This is a genomic window from Streptomyces sp. NPDC020801 (assembly GCF_044334385.1).
Lineage (GTDB): Bacteria > Actinomycetota > Actinomycetes > Streptomycetales > Streptomycetaceae > Streptomyces.
This window is the reverse complement of record NZ_JBIRST010000008.1, coordinates 99,394-117,371: the sequence shown is the minus strand read 5'-3', so window position 1 is coordinate 117,371 and position 17,978 is coordinate 99,394. Positions and strand designations below refer to the sequence as shown.

Genomic DNA, 17,978 nt, shown 5'->3' with positions numbered 1-17,978 from the left:
TGTCCAGCGATCACCTGCAGTCCGCCGACCGACCCGCCACCGGCACGGGGACAACGGCCGGCGCCGGTGTCCGGCCCGAGCGCGGCGCCGGCCTGCCGGGCGGCAGCCCTGCCCTGCCGGCCCGCGCGGCCGCCGGAGCGGGCGCCGGCCCGGACATGTCCGGCAGCACCACGGACGTGCCGGGCGGTGGCGCGGGCGTGCCGGGCGGTGGCGCGGGCGTGCCGGGCGGTGGCACGGACATGCCCGGTGGTGCCACCGATGTGCCGGGCGGTACCGGGAGCGTGCCGGGCGGTGGCGCCGGGGTGCCCTTCCTCGAGCTGCTCGCCCGGGGCGCGCCCGCTGCCGCGTACGAGCAGCCGGTGCTGCTCGCCCGCGCCGAAGGGCGGTCGGCCGAGTGGATCGGCGCGCTCGAACACGCCAAGCTGCTCGCGCTGCGCGTGCGTGCGGAGCTGGAGGGTCGCCGGCGCCGCGAGGCGGAGCTGTCGGCCCTGTTCGAGACCGCCCACGACCTGGCGGGCCTCAGAGACCTGGACTCGGTACTGCAGGCCATCGTGCAGCGCGCCCGTTCGCTGCTCGGCACGGACGTCGCCTACCTCACCCTGAACGACCCGGCGCGCGGCGACACGTACATGCGCGTCACCGAGGGCTCGGTGGCGGCGCGCTTCCAGCAGCTGCGGCTGGGGATGGGGGAGGGGCTGGGCGGCCTGGTCGCGCAGACGGCCCGCCCCTACGTCACCGACGACTACTTCAAGGACGCCCGCTTCCAGCACACCGGCACCATCGACGCGGGCGTACAGGACGAGGGCCTGGTCGCCATCCTCGGGGTGCCGCTGATGCTGGGGCCGCACGTGATCGGCGTCCTGTTCGCGGCCGACCGGCGGGCCCGCGTCTTCGAACGGGAGCAGATCGCCCTGCTCGGCTCCTTCGCGGCCCTCGCCACGGCCGCCATCGACAGTGCCAACCTGCTCACCGAGACCCGCTCGGCCCTCGCCGGCCTGGAGCGGGCCAACGAGATCATCCGCGACCGCAGCGCGGTCATCGAACGCGCCTCGGACGTGCACGACCGGCTCGCCGAACTCGTCCTGCGCGGCGGTGGAGTCCAGGACGTGGCCGCCGCAGTCTCCCAGGTCCTCGCCGGTACCGTCGACTTCACCGAGGCCACCGCCGCACCCGTCGGCGCCCTGGAGGCCTCACGCGCCGAGGGACACGCGGTGCGGCACGGCGACGACTGGATCGCCGCGGTCGCGGCCGGCGGCGAACTGCTCGGCGCGCTCGTCCTGCGTGGCCACCCCGGCCTCGACCCGGTCGACCAGCGCACCCTGGAACGCGCCGCGATGGTCACCTCGCTGCTGCTGCTCGCCCGGCGTTCGGCCGCCGAGGCCGAACAGCGCGTCCGCGGCGAGCTGCTGGACGACCTTCTGGACGCCCGGGACCGTGACCCGCGCCTGCTGCGCGAGCGCGCCACCCGGCTGCACGCCGACCTCGACGCCACACACGTCGTCCTCGCCGCCCGCCTCGACGCCCCGGCCCCCGACGCCGACCAGGAGGCCGAGGCCCGCCGCCGGCTGTGGTCCGCGGCCTCCCACCTGGCCGCCACCCGGCAGGGCCTGGCCGCCGCACGCGACGGCGGCACCGTCCTGCTGCTGCCCCTGAAGCACGGCGACAGCGCGACGGAGCTGGCCCGCCGCACCGCCCGCCACCTGGGCACCGCCGTGCACGAGGCGGTCACCGTCGGCGCATCCGCCCCCGTCGAGTACCTGGCCACCGGCCCGGACACCGTCACGGCCGCCTACGAGGAGGCACGCCGCTGTCTGGAAGCACTTCGGCTGCTCGGCCGCGCCGGCGACGGCGCCGCCGCGGAGGACTTCGGCTTCCTCGGGCTGCTGCTCGCGGGCGACCGGGACATCGCCGGCTTCGTCGACCGCACCGTCGGCCGCGTCGTCGCCTACGACGAGCGCCGCGGCACGGATCTCATACGCACCCTGGAGGCGTACTTCACCTGCGGCATGAGCCCGGCCCGTACCAAGGACGAGTTGCACGTCCATGTGAACACCGTTGCCCAGCGACTGGAGCGTGTCGGGCGGCTGCTGGGCGACGACTGGCAGACCCCGGCCCGAGCCCTGGAAATCCAGCTGGCCCTGCGCCTGCACCGGCTGTCGGCGCCGACAAGGCGCTGACAGACGGTCCAGGCACGGCGCCGGCCCCCGCACGCATCGGCGCACGGGGGCCGGACCGGCCGGGCGGGAGCGGGGGATCAGACGGTGCGTGCGCCGGCCGCCCGGGCGGCCCGGGGCTCGGCCGCGTCGGAGGCATCCACGGCGGCGAGGTCGCGGTGCCGCGTCTCCTTGGCCACGCCCACCGCGATCAGCGTCAGCACGGCCGCCGCGATCACATACAGGGCGATCGGGGTGGAGCTGCCGTAGTCGGAGAGCAGGGCTGTGGCGATCAGCGGCGCGGGCGCGCCCGCGGCGACGGAGGCGAACTGCGCGCCGATGGAGGCGCCCGAGTAGCGCATCCGGGTCGAGAACATCTCGGAGAAGAAGGCTGCCTGCGGGGCGTACATGGCGCCGTGCAGCACCAGACCCACGGTCACCGCGAGGATCAGGTTGCCGAAGCCGCCGGTGTCGATGAGGGAGAAGAACGGGAACATCCACAGGCCGACCCCGGCCGCGCCCAGCAGATACACCGGACGGCGCCCGATCCGGTCCGAGAGGGCACCCCAGGCCGGGATGGCCGCGAAGTGCACGGCGGAGGCGATCAGTACGGCGTTGAGCGCGGTCTGCTTGGAGACGCCGGCGGAGGTGGTGGCGTAGACGAGGATGAAGGCGGTGATGACGTAGTAGCTGATGTTCTCCGCCATCCGTGCCCCGATGGCCACCAGCACGTCGCGCCAGTGATGCCGCAGAACGGACACGAGCGGCAGCTTCTCGGCCTCGCCCGTCTGTGCAGCCTTGCGCGCCTCGGCGTGCGCCAATGCCTGCTGGAACACGGGCGATTCATCGACAGAGAGACGAATCCACAAACCGATGAGGACGAGTACGCCGGACAGCAGGAACGGGATCCGCCACCCCCAGCTGCCGAAGGCGGAGTCGGAGAGCACGGCAGTCAGCAGCGACAGCACACCGGTGGCGAGCAACTGCCCCGCGGGCGCCCCGGTCTGCGGCCACGAGGCCCAGAACCCGCGCCGCCGCGCGTCACCGTGCTCGGACACCAGCAGCACCGCTCCGCCCCACTCGCCACCGAGCGCGAAGCCCTGGATCAGACGCAGCGTGGTGAGCAGCACCGGAGCCGCGCTCCCGACAGTGGCGTGGGTGGGCAGCAGCCCGATCGCGAACGTCGCCGCGCCCATCATGAGCAGGCTCAGCACCAGCAGCTTCTTGCGTCCCAGCCGGTCGCCGTAGTGCCCGAACACCAGCGCACCCAGCGGCCGCGCCGCGAACCCGACGGCGTACGTCAGGAACGACAGCAGCGTCCCCACCAGCGGATCGGAGTCCGGGAAGAACAACTTGTTGAACACGAGCGCGGCTGCCGAGCCGTACAGGAAGAAGTCGTACCACTCGATGGTGGTGCCGATGAGGCTGGCGGCGACGATCCGGGGCAGGTTGGCGGGCTGCTCGGACGTCGGGGGAGCGGATGCTGCGGAGGCCATGTGCGCCACTTCCTCGTGTGCGGTGGGGACGGGTACGTGTCGGGACACCGTAAGAACGTGCAGGTCACGGGCACATGTGGTGGGACGCCATAGTTCTACGGTGGAGAGCGCGTGCGGCCCCTATGCCTCCGTCCCGAAGCCCGAGTATCAGGGGCCTGATCGGCGGCGGAGCAGGTGGTGTCCGGGATGCATCATTGGGCACGATTCGGCGGTGCCGTACTCACTCCCGTGCTGGTTTGATGCTGACTAAAAGCCCACGTCATCAACCGTCTTCACCTCTCCCGTGCTGACTTTGTGCTGACTACGCTGCGTTGAACTCCGGCACCTGAGTCAGATCGGGCGAACCTCGGTAGGTGGTCGCCTTCATCGTGGCGACCAGGTATTGCCGAGCTGGGGAGCAGGACCTGCCGACCAGGGATGCGCCTCGGCTCGTGCGTCCGCGCACATGGCGAGGCCCCTATGCATGCCAGCAGGTTTCTTCGTCTGCTGGTAGTACACCCTGCATCGTGCTCTGAGCAGGGGAAATGCAGGTTGGACCTGCGATCGACGGGCGTTGGCCCACATGTGGTCCGGACCTTGGTCTCGGTTCGGGTGGCGGGCGCGCCAGTCCGCGGGTAGGCCGCACGAGGCCGACGGCAAGGCCAGCCCCTGGACGGTCGGTTGCCTCTTGGCCGACCGTGACGCTCGACAGGCACCTGCCCCCCGAGACGGCTGCCCGCCGGCCGGAGTCATCGTCGTCGCGCGACCTGCCGTAGGAAGCTGGCTGGCGAACGTACGGACTGCATCCCGTTCAGCTGCTCGACGTCATGGAGGTCTGTAGGGACGGGCGATTGGGGCGGGGTGATCTCGATGGACTGACTCACGTGCCCCCGGCATCCACGGCCCATACTGCCCCGGGGGTGAGGACGGTCCGCGTGACTGAGAGCTTCGGCCTGCATGGGTCGGCGCGGATCGTGCGAATTCACCCGCGGCGCCTGCCGGCGAGAATGGCGCACACCGACGGGCCGACAGAGCGCGCGCCGATCCTGTCAAAATCGGACGTACCGATTGGCCGCTGCGCCGCCACCCTGTCATACAGATGTACCCCGGCCATCCGCCCCAGATGCCCGGGCGGCGCCTCCGCCCCTGCCTGCCTGCTGAGATCGACAGCCCCGGTCAGGTCCCCGGTCCGCCGGGTCACCTCGTACCGGTGTCGCACCATGACACCGAGCTTGGCCAGCTGCTCCGGGCGCTCCTGGCGTCCAGCAGGACGACGGCCTGCACGGGATCGACAGGGCCATAGCGGTGATGCGGCAGGCGCTGGCGGACACCGCCGCGGACACCGGTCCGGACGCTCTCTGGTCGGGTACACCTTTGGCGGCCAGCGGGTCATCGCGGAGTGGGTCGAGCGCTTCCGCCGGGAAGGAAGTGTCCTGTGACAGTGAACCTTGACCGATTGCCACTGAAGTTTGACCGCCTGGAGGCGCTCTACCGGCGGACCGCCGAGAGCAGTCCGCCGGGCCGCTCCTCGCGCTGCGGCGGGGTGCTGATCGGGCGGCCGTAGGCGGCAGCGCGCTCGCGCAGGGTGTGGCTGGCGGCCTCCCAGCCGTGCCCGGCCAGCCAGCCCACCGGGTCGTCGGGCATCTCCGAGACCCACATGGACGCAGCCGATCCCGGCACGGCGTCCGCGCCGAAGCGCTCGATCACGCCGCGCGAACCTAACGTCAGCCCCATCCGACTGCCTGCCGCCGACTGCGCGCTGATCCGGGCCAGCAGCAGCTCCACCGCGTCCTCGGGCAGATAGATCAGCAGTCCTTCGGCGATCCACGCGGTCGGCACGGTCGGGTCGTGCCCTGCGGCGGCCAGCGCGCCTGGCCAGTCCTCACGCAGATCCACCGCGACGGTGATCCGCTCGCAGTGTGGGACGGCCCGCTCCTGGCGCAGCACCGAAGCCTTGAAGTCCAGTGGCGCGGCGGTGTCGACCTCGAACAGTCGGGTGCCCTCTGGCCAGTCGATCCGGAAGGCCCGGCTGTCCATTCCGGCGCCGAGCAGCACGACCTGCCGGACCCCGGACGCGGAGGCCTGCTGCAACAGGTCATCGAGGAACTTCGTCCTGATGACGATGGAGAACGACACGGCCAGTCGGCGGCGGCGCGCGGCCTCGTCATCGGGCAGCGGCGGCGAGGAGGGCCATGGGCCGCCGGCGGTGGCGAAGGCCTGTGCCAATGGGTCGCGGAACAGCGCGTTCTCCCGCTCGGTCTCCAGCGCCCGCACCCGGGCCACCCCCACCGCCGTGGCCCACACTCCCGACGGCTGCACCCGCTTCTGCTCATCAGTCACCGTGCCAGCCTAGGCGGAGGCCAGCTGCGCCTTCCGCTGCCGGTATGCCTTCTGGCGGCAGCGCTGTGAGCATGTCCGGCGTTGTTGCTGGCAGCGCCCTGCTGGTAATGGTCCTCCGCAGGTCTCACAGGGTCTCGTTGATGCCGTGGGGGCTGGTTCGGGTGGCTGGGGTGGCGGTGCGGGCTGTGGCGTCGGCGATGTCACCGGCGGTGGAGAAGGTGGGTTCGCGGGAGGCTGCCTGAGCTGTTGGCGACGTGCTCGCTGGCGGCATCGGTCTGAGCATGTCCGGCGTGCTGCTGAGAACATCGGGCCGTCGCAGACCGGGCAGACTCGTGGTCCGGATGGATCAGCCGGGGCTGCCTCGGCTAACCACTTTTCTTCGTGCTTGAGGTAGTTGGCGCGTCGGGAGGCGGATGAACACAGGCGATAGCGCTGTCCGGGCTGGATCTTCATGCTCTTCCCGCACTCTCTGCAGGGGGCCTTCTGAACTGGAGCCCGCGGATGCCGTTTCCGGTATGCCTTCTCGCGGCAGGCCTGGGAACAGCGCAGGGCCTGGCGGCCGATGACGTCGGAGGGCGGTATCTCCGCGTCGCACTCCAGGCAACGCCTCGTTTCCAGGGTGGCCACCAGCGTCTCCGGGGCGCGGCCGGTCGCGGCGGCCAGCCGTGTCCAGCTGGGAAGACCGAGATGTTCGGGCGGTTCGCAGAGGTAGGTCCGCAGGTAGCGGGGCGGAAGATGGTTGGCGTGGGCCAGGCGGACGATGAAGGACCGGATGCCTTCGCCGGACCGGGGCCGGACCTGGAAGGGCAGGACGCGGACGTTCTCGTGGGTCATCGGGAGGACCTGGGCCCGCGGAAGTGAGGCGATTCGGCGGCGACGTCCAGCGGGACGGCCTTCAGCCCGGCTTTGGTGATCTTCTCGGTGCCGTTGAAGATCGCGTCGATCGCGGCTCCGCGGATCTGGTGGGAGAGGGCGCCGATCATGCCGCCGGTGCGGTCGTGCAGGTAGCGGTCCAGTCTCGCCAGGGTGCCGGGCCGGTGCTGCCGCAGGGCGAGGGCCTTCTCCATGGTGGCGACCAGGCCCCGCCACTCACTGTTGTAAGGGAAGGGGTGGGTGGGGATCAGCGTGAAACGGCCGGCGATCTGGGCCCGCGGGTGCCCGTCAGCAGACTGCCGTGCTCGATGTCGATGCCCGCGTAGATGAACGTCGCGGGGATCCGCTCGGAGAAGTACTTGAGGGTGTCCGAGACTTCGGCGCCGTGCTGGGTGGTGAGCGAGATGTTGTGGAGTTCGTCGACCAGGATCATGCCGGTGCGGGCGTCGGTGCAGACACCGACGACGGACTCGATGAGGTCGGTGATGTTCATGCGGGCCATCACCGGCAGCCCGAGGAAACGGGCGAACTCGGCCGCGATCATGCGGGGTGTCGCGGCGGGCGGGACGGTGATGTAGATGACCGGTTTGCGGTCGGTGGCGGTGGGGTGCCGGGCCCGGTCCAGTAGTTCGTGGGACAGCCCGAGCTGGGTGATCGCGATGGTCTTCCCGGTGCCGGCGGGGCCGGAGACGATCAGGCCCCGGCGTGCACTGATCGCGTGCCGGTTCAGCACGACCAGGCGGCGTCCGGTGGCGACGGTGTGCCGGACGACGGAGGTGGCGACCACCAGCAGACGGCCGTGATGGTCAAGACGCGCTTCGTCGAAGGCCGCCTGGCCGGCCTCGCCCAGCGCGTCGTACTGAGCGTCGGTCAGCCGGGGCGGCGGACCCGGTGGCCCTTCGACGAAGCGGCGCCAGCCGTCGATCGTGGTCAGGTGCCGCTGGGAGTCCTGGGGCAGAGCGGACGATGCCGTCATGAGCGCTTCCAGGGGTCTTCCAGCGGGTCGAACAGTCCGAGCGGGATCACCTCGGCCACAGACTCCTCGCCTTCGTCCGCTTCGTCGTCTGGCTCCGTCTGAGCACCGGCAACGGACGCCGGAGTGAGCGGACCTGCGGCTTTCGTGCGGGCCACCACCCGCCGGTCGCGCTTGCCGGGCCCCGGACCGGGCTCGGTCTGCGGGCCGCCGTGGGCTCGGGTGAGCAGGCGGCGACCGCGTCGGCGATCTCCGCCTCGGTGGCGCGGGGCAGCTGGTGGCTGACGTGGTCCCAGGCCAGGTCACCGAAGGGGACCGGCGCCCGGTTCAGGTGCTTCCAGGTGGCCGGGACCCACTCGTTGTCACCGCGGTGGTTGCGTACCCAGATCCGGGAGACGTCGTAGGGGTCGCGGTGGACCTCCCAGAGGCCGCGTTTTCGCCCGGACGCCGGAGTTCTGGCGGCGCATCGGCCCCAACGCCCGGCTGTCGTAGGTGCGGTTCTTGATCCGGATGCCGTAGTCGTTGACCACCCGCCATTCCGCGGGCAGGAGTTCGACGTAGTCGTCGCCGCTGAGTGCGACCGGGACGTAGCCGCAGGCCTCCACCAACGCGGCGTACTTCTCGTTCGGCGTGAACAGCCGGCCTGGGTGGACCGGATCGCGCAGACCGTCGTGCTTGCGGTTCTGCCACTTCGCGACGATCCACTCATCCAGAAGCTCCTGCAACTCCAGCAGGGACCACACTCGTTCGCGTTCCAGGTGCCGGCCGCGGTGGTCGCTGCTGCGGCCGGGGTAGGTGGGCAGGAACTGTGCGAACAGCGTGGCCACCGAGCCCAGCATCTTCTCGATGTGCCCCTTCTCGAAGGGCGAGCCCTGGTGGGCCGGCTGCACTTCGATCTCCAGGAACCGGCAGGAGGAGATGAAGTTGCGGGAGAGGAATGCCTTGCCGTGATCGCAGACGATGATCTCCGGGACGATCACCGGCCGGGCCGCCGCATGGGCCAGCCGCTCGTCCAGGGCCAGCAGCCTGCGGTGCGGCAGCACCGAGCGGGACATCCTGAGCGCGTCCGACCAGCCAGGCCGCATCAGCTCGGGAGTGACGGTGCGGGCCAGCAGCACGCTGGCGTCCACGGCTTTCGTGGTCGGCCGCAGCACCGCCGCGGTCAGCGTCCTGGTCGCGACATCGATCATGGCGGTGAGCTCGACTCTGCCGGTGACGCCGTTGTCGAGGAGGACCAGCACGTCCAGCGGGGTGGAGTCGATCTGCATGACCTCGCCCGGTGCGAACACCGCCAGTTCCCCGTGCGGAGTCGTGGCCCCGTGGGCCCTGGACCGGCGGGTCACCGCCGAGCCGGACGTGTGAGTGCCCGAAGTCAGCTTCGCCAGCAGCCGGTAGAGCGTCCGCTGCGAGGGAAGTCCAACCCCCTGCCCGCCAGGTGCCTCTTTGAGGATCTCGCCGGTCCGCCACGAAATGAACGTCCCCGTGCGGGTCGAGGCGTCCACCGCTTCCTTGATCGCCTGCCGCATCGCGGCCACCACCGCATCGTCGACCTCCCCGAACTCGGCCGTCCTGCGGACCGACCGGTGATCGGCCAGACCCAGCACCCCGCGTTCCTGGTAGCGACGCCGCCGGTGGGCGACCGTACTGGCAGAGACCTTGTGACCAGCGACAGCCAGCTCAGCGGCCTTCGCCCGCTGCCGGGCGGTCAAGGACCGCTCCGGCCCGTACTCAGGCCGGACCGCCGTGCCGGGCCCGGCATCGGGCGGCAACCCGTGCAGGACCTCCAGGATGTGGCCCTCCCACCACAGAGCCCTCTCCACCTCCCGGGCGGGAAACGCCTCCAACAGCGAGGCCGCCGGCAACGGCGTCCGAACCGGGCTGGTCATGACCTCGAAATCGGCCGCCGCGAACAACTCGAGCAACGGCACGACCCGATACGGCTCTTCGCCATCCGTCAGCGTCACCCCCTGGGCGGCAACGGCGAGCACCCCGCGGATCCGACCCTCGAACCGCACCCGGTCACCGACCGCGACCCGCCCCGGCCGCCTCATCCTGCCCATGCCGCCCGCCCCTCGGCCCAGACGAGACTGTCCGCCCCCAGCACCGCTGACTCCAGGTCCGTGCCCAGCCGCCCGGACCACAGCAGATGAAACAGCACCGGCAGGACCTGCAGCCGATCGCCCACCCGCCCGGCTCCCGACCACAACGGCAGCGGCTCCTCGAAGACCTCCACCAGCGAGGCCGCCAACCCCTCCGGGCGTCCCGAGCGGCTCCGCCGGTCGCGGGCCAGCCAGCGCATGTTCGCCATGAACACCGGCTCCGGCGTGCCCATCCACGCAAACTCCCAGCCCACCGCCTCACAGGCCCGACGCGTCGCCGCGAACGCCTCCCCGGTCCGCTCGTCCAGCCGGTCCGCGGACCGGACATCGACCACCCTCGCCCGCCCGTCAGCAAGGCGTACGAAGTAGTCAGGCGCATGGCGACGCTGTTCCGGACCGCCCTGCCAGTGCAACCAGAACGGCTGCGAGGCGATCCCGACCACCTCCGGATCACGGTCCAGCAAGATCAGGCAGTCCCGCTCCAGCCACGACTCGTAGCCCACATGCCCGGCGGTCGTCGCCGCGAAGTACCAGCCCGGGAAGCTCTCCCCACCCTTCGCCCACCGGAACTCACGTACCGGCTGAACGCCCTCAAACCGCGTACTCCACAACTGCCCCAACGGCCCGCGACAACGCTCACCAGACTCAAGAAAGTCCAGTTCAAAGGCAGATAACGCCGGATCCCCGTACGCATGAGCCAGTGCCCCCACCACGCCTCCAACCGCAACGGTCAAAGTTCGGTGGCAGGAACGTACCGGTGGTCAAAGTTCAGTGGCAATCGAACGAGATTCGCTGTCACGGGACAGGAAGGGCTGACAGGGGGGCAGGCTCCGGCTGTTCGATATTTCGTCGACATATTGGTGGGTCGATGGCCGTATCTGATCGGTGAGTACGCGGCGCGGCTGGGCGCCCGGCACCCGTCAACCGCCCTGCTCGCTGCTCTTGCGTTGCCCATGCCAAGCCTCTATAACGTGTCCTGCAGGTATCGGCGGGGATGGCCGGAAATGGCAGTTGCCGCCGACCAGGGGGGATCCTCGGCTCCGCCGCGATCGGCATCAGTGCCCGCAGACCGACGGAGACCGAACCATGACCGACGACGCATATCGTGCTGCCCAGACCCGCCTGGCCGTCGACCCGGCCTTCCGTGCCGAACTCGACGGCGACACCGACGAGGTGGCGCGAAGACTCAGCCTGTCGCCCGCGCAGGTCGCCGAACTCCGCTCCCTCCGCGTCGAGTCCGGCACCGACGGGGGACCGGCCGCTCTCGACCCACGGCTGTCCAAGTCGTCCCTGTTCTTCGGAAGCGCGGCGCATGCGCTGGCGCATCACGACGTCCCGGCCGACCATGCCGTATCGACCGACCATGCCGTATCGACCGACCACGCCGTACCGGCGGACCACGTCTCCGCAGCTACGCATGACGTCTCCACGACACACGCCGTTCCGGCGGACCAGGTCTCCGGCCACCACGACGCCGGGGGCCCGGCCTCCGCCGGCCACTCGTCGGAGCTGCCGGATCCCGCCGCGGGTCAGGAGGGCGTCGGCGGTGTCGACGTGGCGTCGACCGGCGCTCACAGCCTGCTCGGCGGCCCGCTGCTGGACCGGTCGCCCGTCGAATCGGCCGGTGGTCAGGGACAGTTCGGAGATTTCGGCGGCTTCGGCGGCTTCGGCGGCTTCGGCGGTTTTGACGAGCACGGGAACGCGGGTACGGGCGCGGACCTCGGCGGGCTCGGTGGGCAGGTCGGCGGGGGTGCCGAAGGGGGATTCGGTGACTTCGGCGCGGGGGGCAACGGCGGGTTCGGCGGAGCCGAGGGAGGCTTCGGCGGGTTCGGCGGCGGTGCCGACGGTGGGTTCGGTGACGGCGGCCATGGAGGCTTCGGCGGTGCCGGGGGCGACGGCGGGTTCGGCGGTGTAGGCGGTGAAGGCGGCGGTGACGCCGGTCACTTCGGTCACGGGGGCATCTACGACCGCGACGGCGGCGATGGTGGCGGTGACAGCGGTGGTGGCGGTGGCGGTGGTGGTGAGGGTGGTGGTGATCCGGAGAACACCAACCGTCCCAGTGGTGGTGGCCATGGTGGTGGTGAGGGTGGCGGTGGTGGTGAGGGTGGTGGTGATCCGGAGAACACCAACCGTCCCAGTGGTGGTGGCCATGGTGGTGGTGACAGTGGGGGCGACGGAAACGGCGGAGGCAGTCAGGAGAACATCGGTCGGCGTCCCGGCGGTATCGGTGAGCCCGGCGGTGGTAACCGCATCATCGTCCAGGGCGGCCTGCCCACCTCGGGCGAGGGTGGCAGCGGTGATCACATCATCGTCCAGGGCGGCCTGCCCGCCTCCAGCTTCGGAAACGCCGCGACGCACCTGCCGGACTCCGGCCCCGCCGCGGAAGCCGACGCAGGCTTCGACGGAGGAACGTTCGCCAGCGGTTCCGGCGCAGGCTGAGCCACCGCATGCTCTGCCATGTCTGCCGCGTCCACGTGCGGCGCGACTTCCCGTACTGCCTGCACTGCGGCACCCCGCGTCGGGGTGCCGCACCGACGTCGTACGCCGCGCCCCAGCTGCGCGGCCTCGACGACCCCACGCTGCTCGTCGCGTTGACCGGACGTGTCACCACGCTGGGTCGGGGCGAGGACAACGACGTCGTCCTGTCCGACGGCAGCGTCTCGCGCCGCCACGCCCGCATCGTCCGCACCGCCGAGGGCTTCCGGATCGAGGACCTGGACTCCTTCAACGGCATCGCGGTCGGCGGTGTCGAGCTGCACGGCGGCGCGGCCGGTCTCGCCGACGGCACCGAGCTGTCCGTCGGTGACGTACGCCTGGTGTTCGAGCAGCCCCGCGACGCCCGGATCGGCTCCCGCACGATGGTCGTCGGCACCCAGCTGACCCATCTGCCCACCGCCGGACAGGAGGAGGCCCCGGAGGCGAACGGCCCACTCACCGCGCGCCCCCGACGGCGTTCCGGCTGGGCCCTCAAGCAGGTCCCCACCGAACGCGGCGCTCCCCGCTGGGTGCTCAGCAGCACCCGCACCGGCCGCTATCTGGAACTGGACGAGCGCCAGGTTTTCCTCTGGCACGCCGTCGACGGTGACAACACCGTACGGGACCTGCTGTTCGCCTACGCCGACCGCTACGGCGAACTCGCTCTGCCCCGCATCGAGTCCGTGCTGGCCGCGTTCGCGGAAGCCGGGTTGCTGCGTGGCTTGCCCGGCCGGCCGGAGGAGGAGCGGCCGAAGGGCTGGCGGCGCGCGGCGAGTGCCGTGTACCGGGCGCTGCTCAAGCTGGAGGTATCCGTCCCAGGCCTCGACCGACTGGTGACCCGGCTCTACCGGGCCTTCGGCTGGCGGCTGTTCACCCGGACCGGGGTGCTGCTCGCCTGGCTGTCGGTCACCGGCGGCCTCGTCGCGTTCTTCGCTGCCCAGGGCCGGCACCACCTGATGGACTTCGGCGGAGCAGGCGTGTGGGGCCCGGTCCTGCTGGCCGCCGGATACGTGACCGCGCTGCTCATCCACGAGCTGACGCACGCGCTGGCCGTGAAGTCGTACGGCCGCAAGGTCAGGCGCGGCGGGTTCCTGCTGATGATGGGCATGCCGTTCGCGTTCGTGGACACCAGCGACATGTGGTTCGGCTCGCGCTGGTCACGGGTCGTGGTGGCCCTGTCCGGGCCGCTGTCCACAGCGGCGCTGGCCGGCTGGTGTGCCACGGGCGCGGCCCTGCTGCCCGCGGGACCCGTCTCGGCCATCCTCTACCACCTGGCCTTCGGCCTTTACCTGAACACCCTCTACAACTTCAACCCGCTGATGCCGCTGGACGGCTACCAGGCGCTGACCGACGCCCTACGGGTACCCCGGCTGCGCGAGGAGGCGAGCGCCTACTTCCGCACGGGCCTGTGGCGAGACCTGCGCGCGGGCAACCGGCCCGGCCCGCGCCAGGCCGGCATGGCCGCCTACGGCCTCGCGGTCGTCGTGGGCACCTACGGCTTCCTCGCCCTCGCCCTGCTGGCCTGGCGCTCCCGGATCGGCGACCTGCTCGAGGGCCGGCTGGCCGAGCCGTGGACCACGGTGATCGAGGCGGCCGTGGTCGCCCTGGTCGCCTTCCCGGTGTGGGCCGCGCCCGTGCGCTGGCTGCTGCGCCGGGTACGGCGCCGGCGGGACGCGAAGGGCGTACTGCAGGGCGCCGGGCTCTCCGAGTTGGTGGAGGGGACGGCATGACCCAGGACACGCAAGCCGACGGCGGCTGGGCCGTACCCGACTACGAGGCCGTTCGCACGCTCGGCGAGGGAGCAGGCGGCCGGGTCGTCCTCGCCCGGCACACCGCGACCGGCGTGCCCGTCGCCATCAAGTACCTGAGCGAGCGCCTGTGCGCGGACCGGGAGTTCCTGGCCCGTTTCCGGGGCGAGGCCCGGCTGCTCGGCGAGCTGCGGCACCCGTGCGTGGTGCGGCTGTACGAGTACGTCGAGGCACGCGCCGGTGCCGCGATCGTGATGGAGGCGGTGGACGGAGTCAGCCTGCGCCACCTGCTGCGCCGGCACGGGGCGACCGGCCCCGAGGCCGCGCTCGTCCTGCTCAAGGGCTCCCTGCTCGGGCTGGGCGCGGCCCACATGGCCGGGGTGGTGCACCGTGACTACAAGCCGGAGAATGTCCTGGTCCGCGCCGACGGCACCAGCGCGCTCGCCGACTTCGGCATCGCGGTGCGCAGCGGCCGGGAGACCGAGGCCGCGGGCACGCCCGCTTATATGGCGCCGGAACAGTGGAACGGCGAGCGAGCCGGCCCGGGGGCCGACGTCTACGCGGCGTCCGTGGTGTTCTTCGAGTGCCTGACCGGCCGACGTCCGTTCCCCGGCGACGACGTGACCGCGCTGCGCCTGCAGCACCTGCGCGCGCCGGTCCCGCTGGACGACGTGCCCGCGCCGGTGCGTGTGCTGCTGCGCGCGGGCCTGGCGAAGGACCCGGCGGACCGGCCCGACGTCGAGACGTTCCTCACCGACCTGGAACGGTCCGCCACCGAAGGCTATGGCGCCGGCTGGGAGGAGCGCGGCCGTCGCAGACTGGCCGAACTCGCCGCGCTGCTCGCCCTGTTGTTCCCGTTCACCACCACCGCCGCGCTCGACGGCTCGGCCAGTGCGCTGACCCTGCTGGGCCGACTGAAACGAGGGGGATGGAAGGCGGCTACCGGTGGGGTGGCCGCGCTGGTGGTCGTCACGGGCGGAGCGACGTACGCGACGGGGCGCCCGCACGATACGTCGACGACGGTGGCGAGTTCGACCCCGTCATCCGCGTCACCGGTCGACTCGCCTACCAGGCCGGGCGCTTCACCTTCCACATCCACCTCGCCGTCCGTCGCCCCGCCCACGGCCGACGCACCGCCCTCCGTCACGCCCTCGGACAGCCCGTCGCCCTCGCCGACCCTGTCCACGGAGACGACCGCACCAGCCGAGCCACCGGCCACCGCGTCCCCGAGCGTGGCCACCCCCGGCACGGTCACCCTCACGATCGCCTCCTGGCAGCGCGGACAGAAACCGGGCACGCTCATCGCGGCGGTGTCGGTCGAGACGACGGGCACCGGTCCGCTGACCGTCACCGCGAATTACTACGTCGACACATCGGCCGACCCGTACGGCTCCCAATCCCAGACCTTGTCCGGGAGTACGCGGTACGACCTGACCTTCGGTGCCGATTTCTCCAACCACCCGTGCCGGGGCACCTGGGACGTCACGCTCAGCAGCGACCCGGCGGCAGCGAACGGTCCCCAGACGGCCTCCCTGGACGCACCGCCGTGCTGACCATGCTCCCGAGGGGCCCGAGAGCCACCCGCTGCCGCAACGCGAACGGATCGACATGACGACAGCCACCACAGTGGCCGGCCGCCCCCTGTCCGGCTGGTCACGGCACGCGCGCCACGGCACCTGGCATGCCATGCTCCCCGCCCGGTCCGGTGAGCCCACCCTCGGCGCGCTGCGCATCGACCGCGCCCTGCTGGCGCCCGAAGGCACGCGCGAGCGCCTGGCGGCGGCGGTGCTCACCACGGCGAAGCTCAGGCTGCCCGGCCTGCTCGGTACGGTCGACCTCGTGGAGGAGGCCGGTGAGGTGTGGCTGCTGACGGCCCGGCCACCGGCCCCCACGCTGGCCGACGTTCTGTCGTCGGCCAACGGCCCCCGCCCGGACGTGGGCAGTGTGGCCAGCATCCTCAACGAGACCGCCCAGACCCTGCTCGCCCTGCACACAGCAGGCTTGACCCACGACTCACTCGGCCCCGACACCATCGTGATGGCCCCGGACGGGGTCGCCCTGCTGGCCGAGGCGGAGCTGGGCACGGTGCTGGGCGACGTGGCGGCAGTACGGGGGTCGGGCGACACGCCGCCCGCTGGCCGCCAGGCAGTCGGCACCGCTGCCTGGGCCGCCCTGGCGCGTACCCTCGGCGCCGCCTGGACGCAGCACGGAACCCCCGCGGCGGACCTGGTCGCCCGCTGCTCTGCCACCGCCGAGTCGGAGGGGCTGGCGTCGGCCCGGGCCGCCCTGGTGGCCGGGCGCGCGGCGCTCCCGGCGGACTTCCTGCGCCGCACGGCGCTCCGCGCGGCGACCGCCGCGTCGACCCCGGAGTTCGCGCCGCCGAAGGGACCGGTACCGTCCGTTGCAGTGGCTCCCGATCGTCCGACTCCACCGACGGACCGCCACCCGGCGCCGACCACAGCTGACCCCGCTCCCCGCCCCGCCGCCCCCGAACACCTTGCTACCGCGCCCGACCGCGCGTCCCACCCTTCAACCGTCGCCGACCAGCTCACCAGGGCGGCCCGCGCCCACAGTGCCGCGGGTCCGGACCCGCGAGTTCCCCTACCCGCCCCCGGACTTCACCCACCAGCCGTCGCCGACCAGCTCACCACGGTCGGCCGCGCTCGCCGTCCCACCGCCCCGGACACCCAGGCGACCGTCCTGGGCAAGCGCAACCGTGCCACCTTGCCTCCGGTGGCGGCAGGGGAGGACTGCGGCGAGATCCTGCTCCGGTTCGGGCCCGGGGTTCCCCCGGAGGATCAGGACGCCCTGCGTGCACGATTGCGGACCGAGGCATCGGCAGCCGCCTCCCCACGCTCGCGCCGCAGACGCCGGGGCTGGATCGTCACCACCGCCGTCGTCGCGATCGCCGCCGTCCTGCTCTGGCTGCTGCTGCGCCCGGCTCCCGCTCCCGCGGTCGTCGCCGTGCGGGTCCAGGCCCCCGCCGGGCCGTTGCACTGCGATCAGACGGCCGACCTGATTGGTGTCCTCACCACCGACGGGCACGGCGGCCCTGTCACATACCGGTGGCTGCGCGCGGACGGCCAGGACTCGGGCGAGCTGGTACGCACCGCCCACCGCGGTGAGCGCCGGGTCAGGGTGCACCTGCGCTGGACGGTGCGCGGTTCGGGGCGCTTCCGGGGGACCGCCCGCCTGAGGATCTCGCATCAGTCGGCTCCGATGGAGGCGAAGGCGAGCTTCACCTACGTCTGTCCTTGAGAGTCACCACCGCGGCGACTTTCGGCCCCGCCGCCACCAGCAACGGAGCGCCGGGTTACCCAGGTCGGCCGGGCCGATGGTCAGGCGCTTCGTTCTCACCGTCATTACCAGCCGGGGAGCGGTGACCTCGGGCCAGTCGGGGCCGGAGATGGCCGCAGGGTTGGAGCATCACCCGGCGCGCCGGCTGCGATGCGCAGCTCGTCTTCGGTGGCGGAGCTGGTGGAGTTCGGTGTTGGTGAATCCGCGGAACAGCGCCGCCATCGCCCGCTGCGTCGGCGCCCGGAACTCGTCCAGCCACGCCAGGCCGGCGGCGGCGAGGCGGGTGAGGACGGATCGGCGATCGGCCTGGGGCGGGGTTGCGCCGCAAGAGCCCTTCGCGTTCGAGCGTGTCGACGAGGCCGGTGGCGTTGCAGGAGCATCCTCTCGGAGCGGGCGAGGTCGCCGAGATTCGCCCCGACCTCGCCAAGGGTGCGTGGGCGGATCAGCACGTCGACGGCTCCGGTAGAAGTAGAAGACGTCGTCATCCGTGATCGTCTCGTCGTCCTCCCCATCGGCAAGCCCCCGATGATCTCATGGGGATGCTG

Annotated in this window: 9 protein-coding genes and 2 pseudogenes; 5 read left to right on the top strand and 6 right to left on the bottom strand. The window is 71.8% G+C overall.

Features of this window, described 5'->3' with window-relative positions:
- Positions 1-239 precede the first annotated feature (239 nt).
- Positions 240-2,177 carry a helix-turn-helix domain-containing protein gene (locus ACH4UM_RS18345; RefSeq protein WP_398180601.1) on the top strand — a complete coding sequence of 646 codons (1,938 nt, stop codon included), beginning with the start codon at positions 240-242 and terminating at the stop codon, positions 2,175-2,177.
- A 77-nt stretch (positions 2,178-2,254) separates the two neighbouring features.
- Here ACH4UM_RS18345 and ACH4UM_RS18340 read toward each other — a convergent pair whose 3' ends face one another.
- From ACH4UM_RS18340 to ACH4UM_RS18315, 6 genes and pseudogenes are all read right to left on the bottom strand, one after another.
- Entirely contained in the window at positions 2,255-3,649 is a 1,395-nt protein-coding gene (locus tag ACH4UM_RS18340) for an MFS transporter (protein ID WP_398179857.1), read from the bottom strand.
- A 1,467-nt stretch (positions 3,650-5,116) separates the two neighbouring features.
- Positions 5,117-5,932 (bottom strand): class I SAM-dependent methyltransferase, encoded by an 816-nt coding sequence (locus ACH4UM_RS18335; RefSeq protein WP_398180598.1) that lies wholly within the window; start codon positions 5,930-5,932, stop codon positions 5,117-5,119.
- Between the two features lie 160 nt (positions 5,933-6,092).
- Positions 6,093-6,239 carry a hypothetical protein gene (locus ACH4UM_RS18330; protein ID WP_398179854.1) on the bottom strand — a complete coding sequence of 49 codons (147 nt, stop codon included), beginning with the start codon at positions 6,237-6,239 and terminating at the stop codon, positions 6,093-6,095.
- Between the two features lie 559 nt (positions 6,240-6,798).
- Positions 6,799-7,817, bottom strand: a pseudogene (locus tag ACH4UM_RS18325) (AAA family ATPase).
- A pseudogene (locus ACH4UM_RS18320) lies at positions 7,814-9,874 on the bottom strand (Mu transposase C-terminal domain-containing protein). Before ACH4UM_RS18320 ends, ACH4UM_RS18325 begins: the two co-directional pseudogenes overlap by 4 nt.
- Positions 9,862-10,626, bottom strand: a complete 765-nt coding sequence (locus tag ACH4UM_RS18315) for a TnsA-like heteromeric transposase endonuclease subunit (RefSeq protein ID WP_398179851.1) — start codon at positions 10,624-10,626, stop codon at positions 9,862-9,864. The pseudogene ACH4UM_RS18320 and the gene ACH4UM_RS18315 overlap by 13 nt, the downstream one beginning before the upstream one ends.
- Positions 10,627-10,999: 373 nt before the next feature.
- Here ACH4UM_RS18315 and ACH4UM_RS18310 point away from each other — a divergent pair, with 373 nt between their 5' ends.
- The 4 genes from ACH4UM_RS18310 to ACH4UM_RS18295 are packed head-to-tail and all read left to right on the top strand — an operon-like array spanning position 11,000 to position 17,394.
- Positions 11,000-12,352, top strand: coding sequence for a hypothetical protein (locus tag ACH4UM_RS18310; protein WP_398179849.1), 1,353 nt, complete (start codon positions 11,000-11,002; stop codon positions 12,350-12,352).
- A gap of 8 nt (positions 12,353-12,360) precedes the next feature.
- Positions 12,361-14,118 (top strand): FHA domain-containing protein, encoded by a 1,758-nt coding sequence (locus ACH4UM_RS18305; RefSeq protein WP_398179847.1) that lies wholly within the window; start codon positions 12,361-12,363, stop codon positions 14,116-14,118.
- The gene (locus ACH4UM_RS18300) at positions 14,115-15,689 is read left to right on the top strand and encodes a serine/threonine-protein kinase (RefSeq protein WP_398179844.1); all 1,575 of its coding nucleotides are present in this window, start codon (positions 14,115-14,117) and stop codon (positions 15,687-15,689) included. The genes ACH4UM_RS18305 and ACH4UM_RS18300 overlap by 4 nt, the downstream gene beginning before the upstream one ends.
- Positions 15,690-15,744: 55 nt before the next feature.
- Positions 15,745-17,394 carry a hypothetical protein gene (locus ACH4UM_RS18295; RefSeq protein WP_398179842.1) on the top strand — a complete coding sequence of 550 codons (1,650 nt, stop codon included), beginning with the start codon at positions 15,745-15,747 and terminating at the stop codon, positions 17,392-17,394.
- Positions 17,395-17,978: the final 584 nt, after the last annotated feature.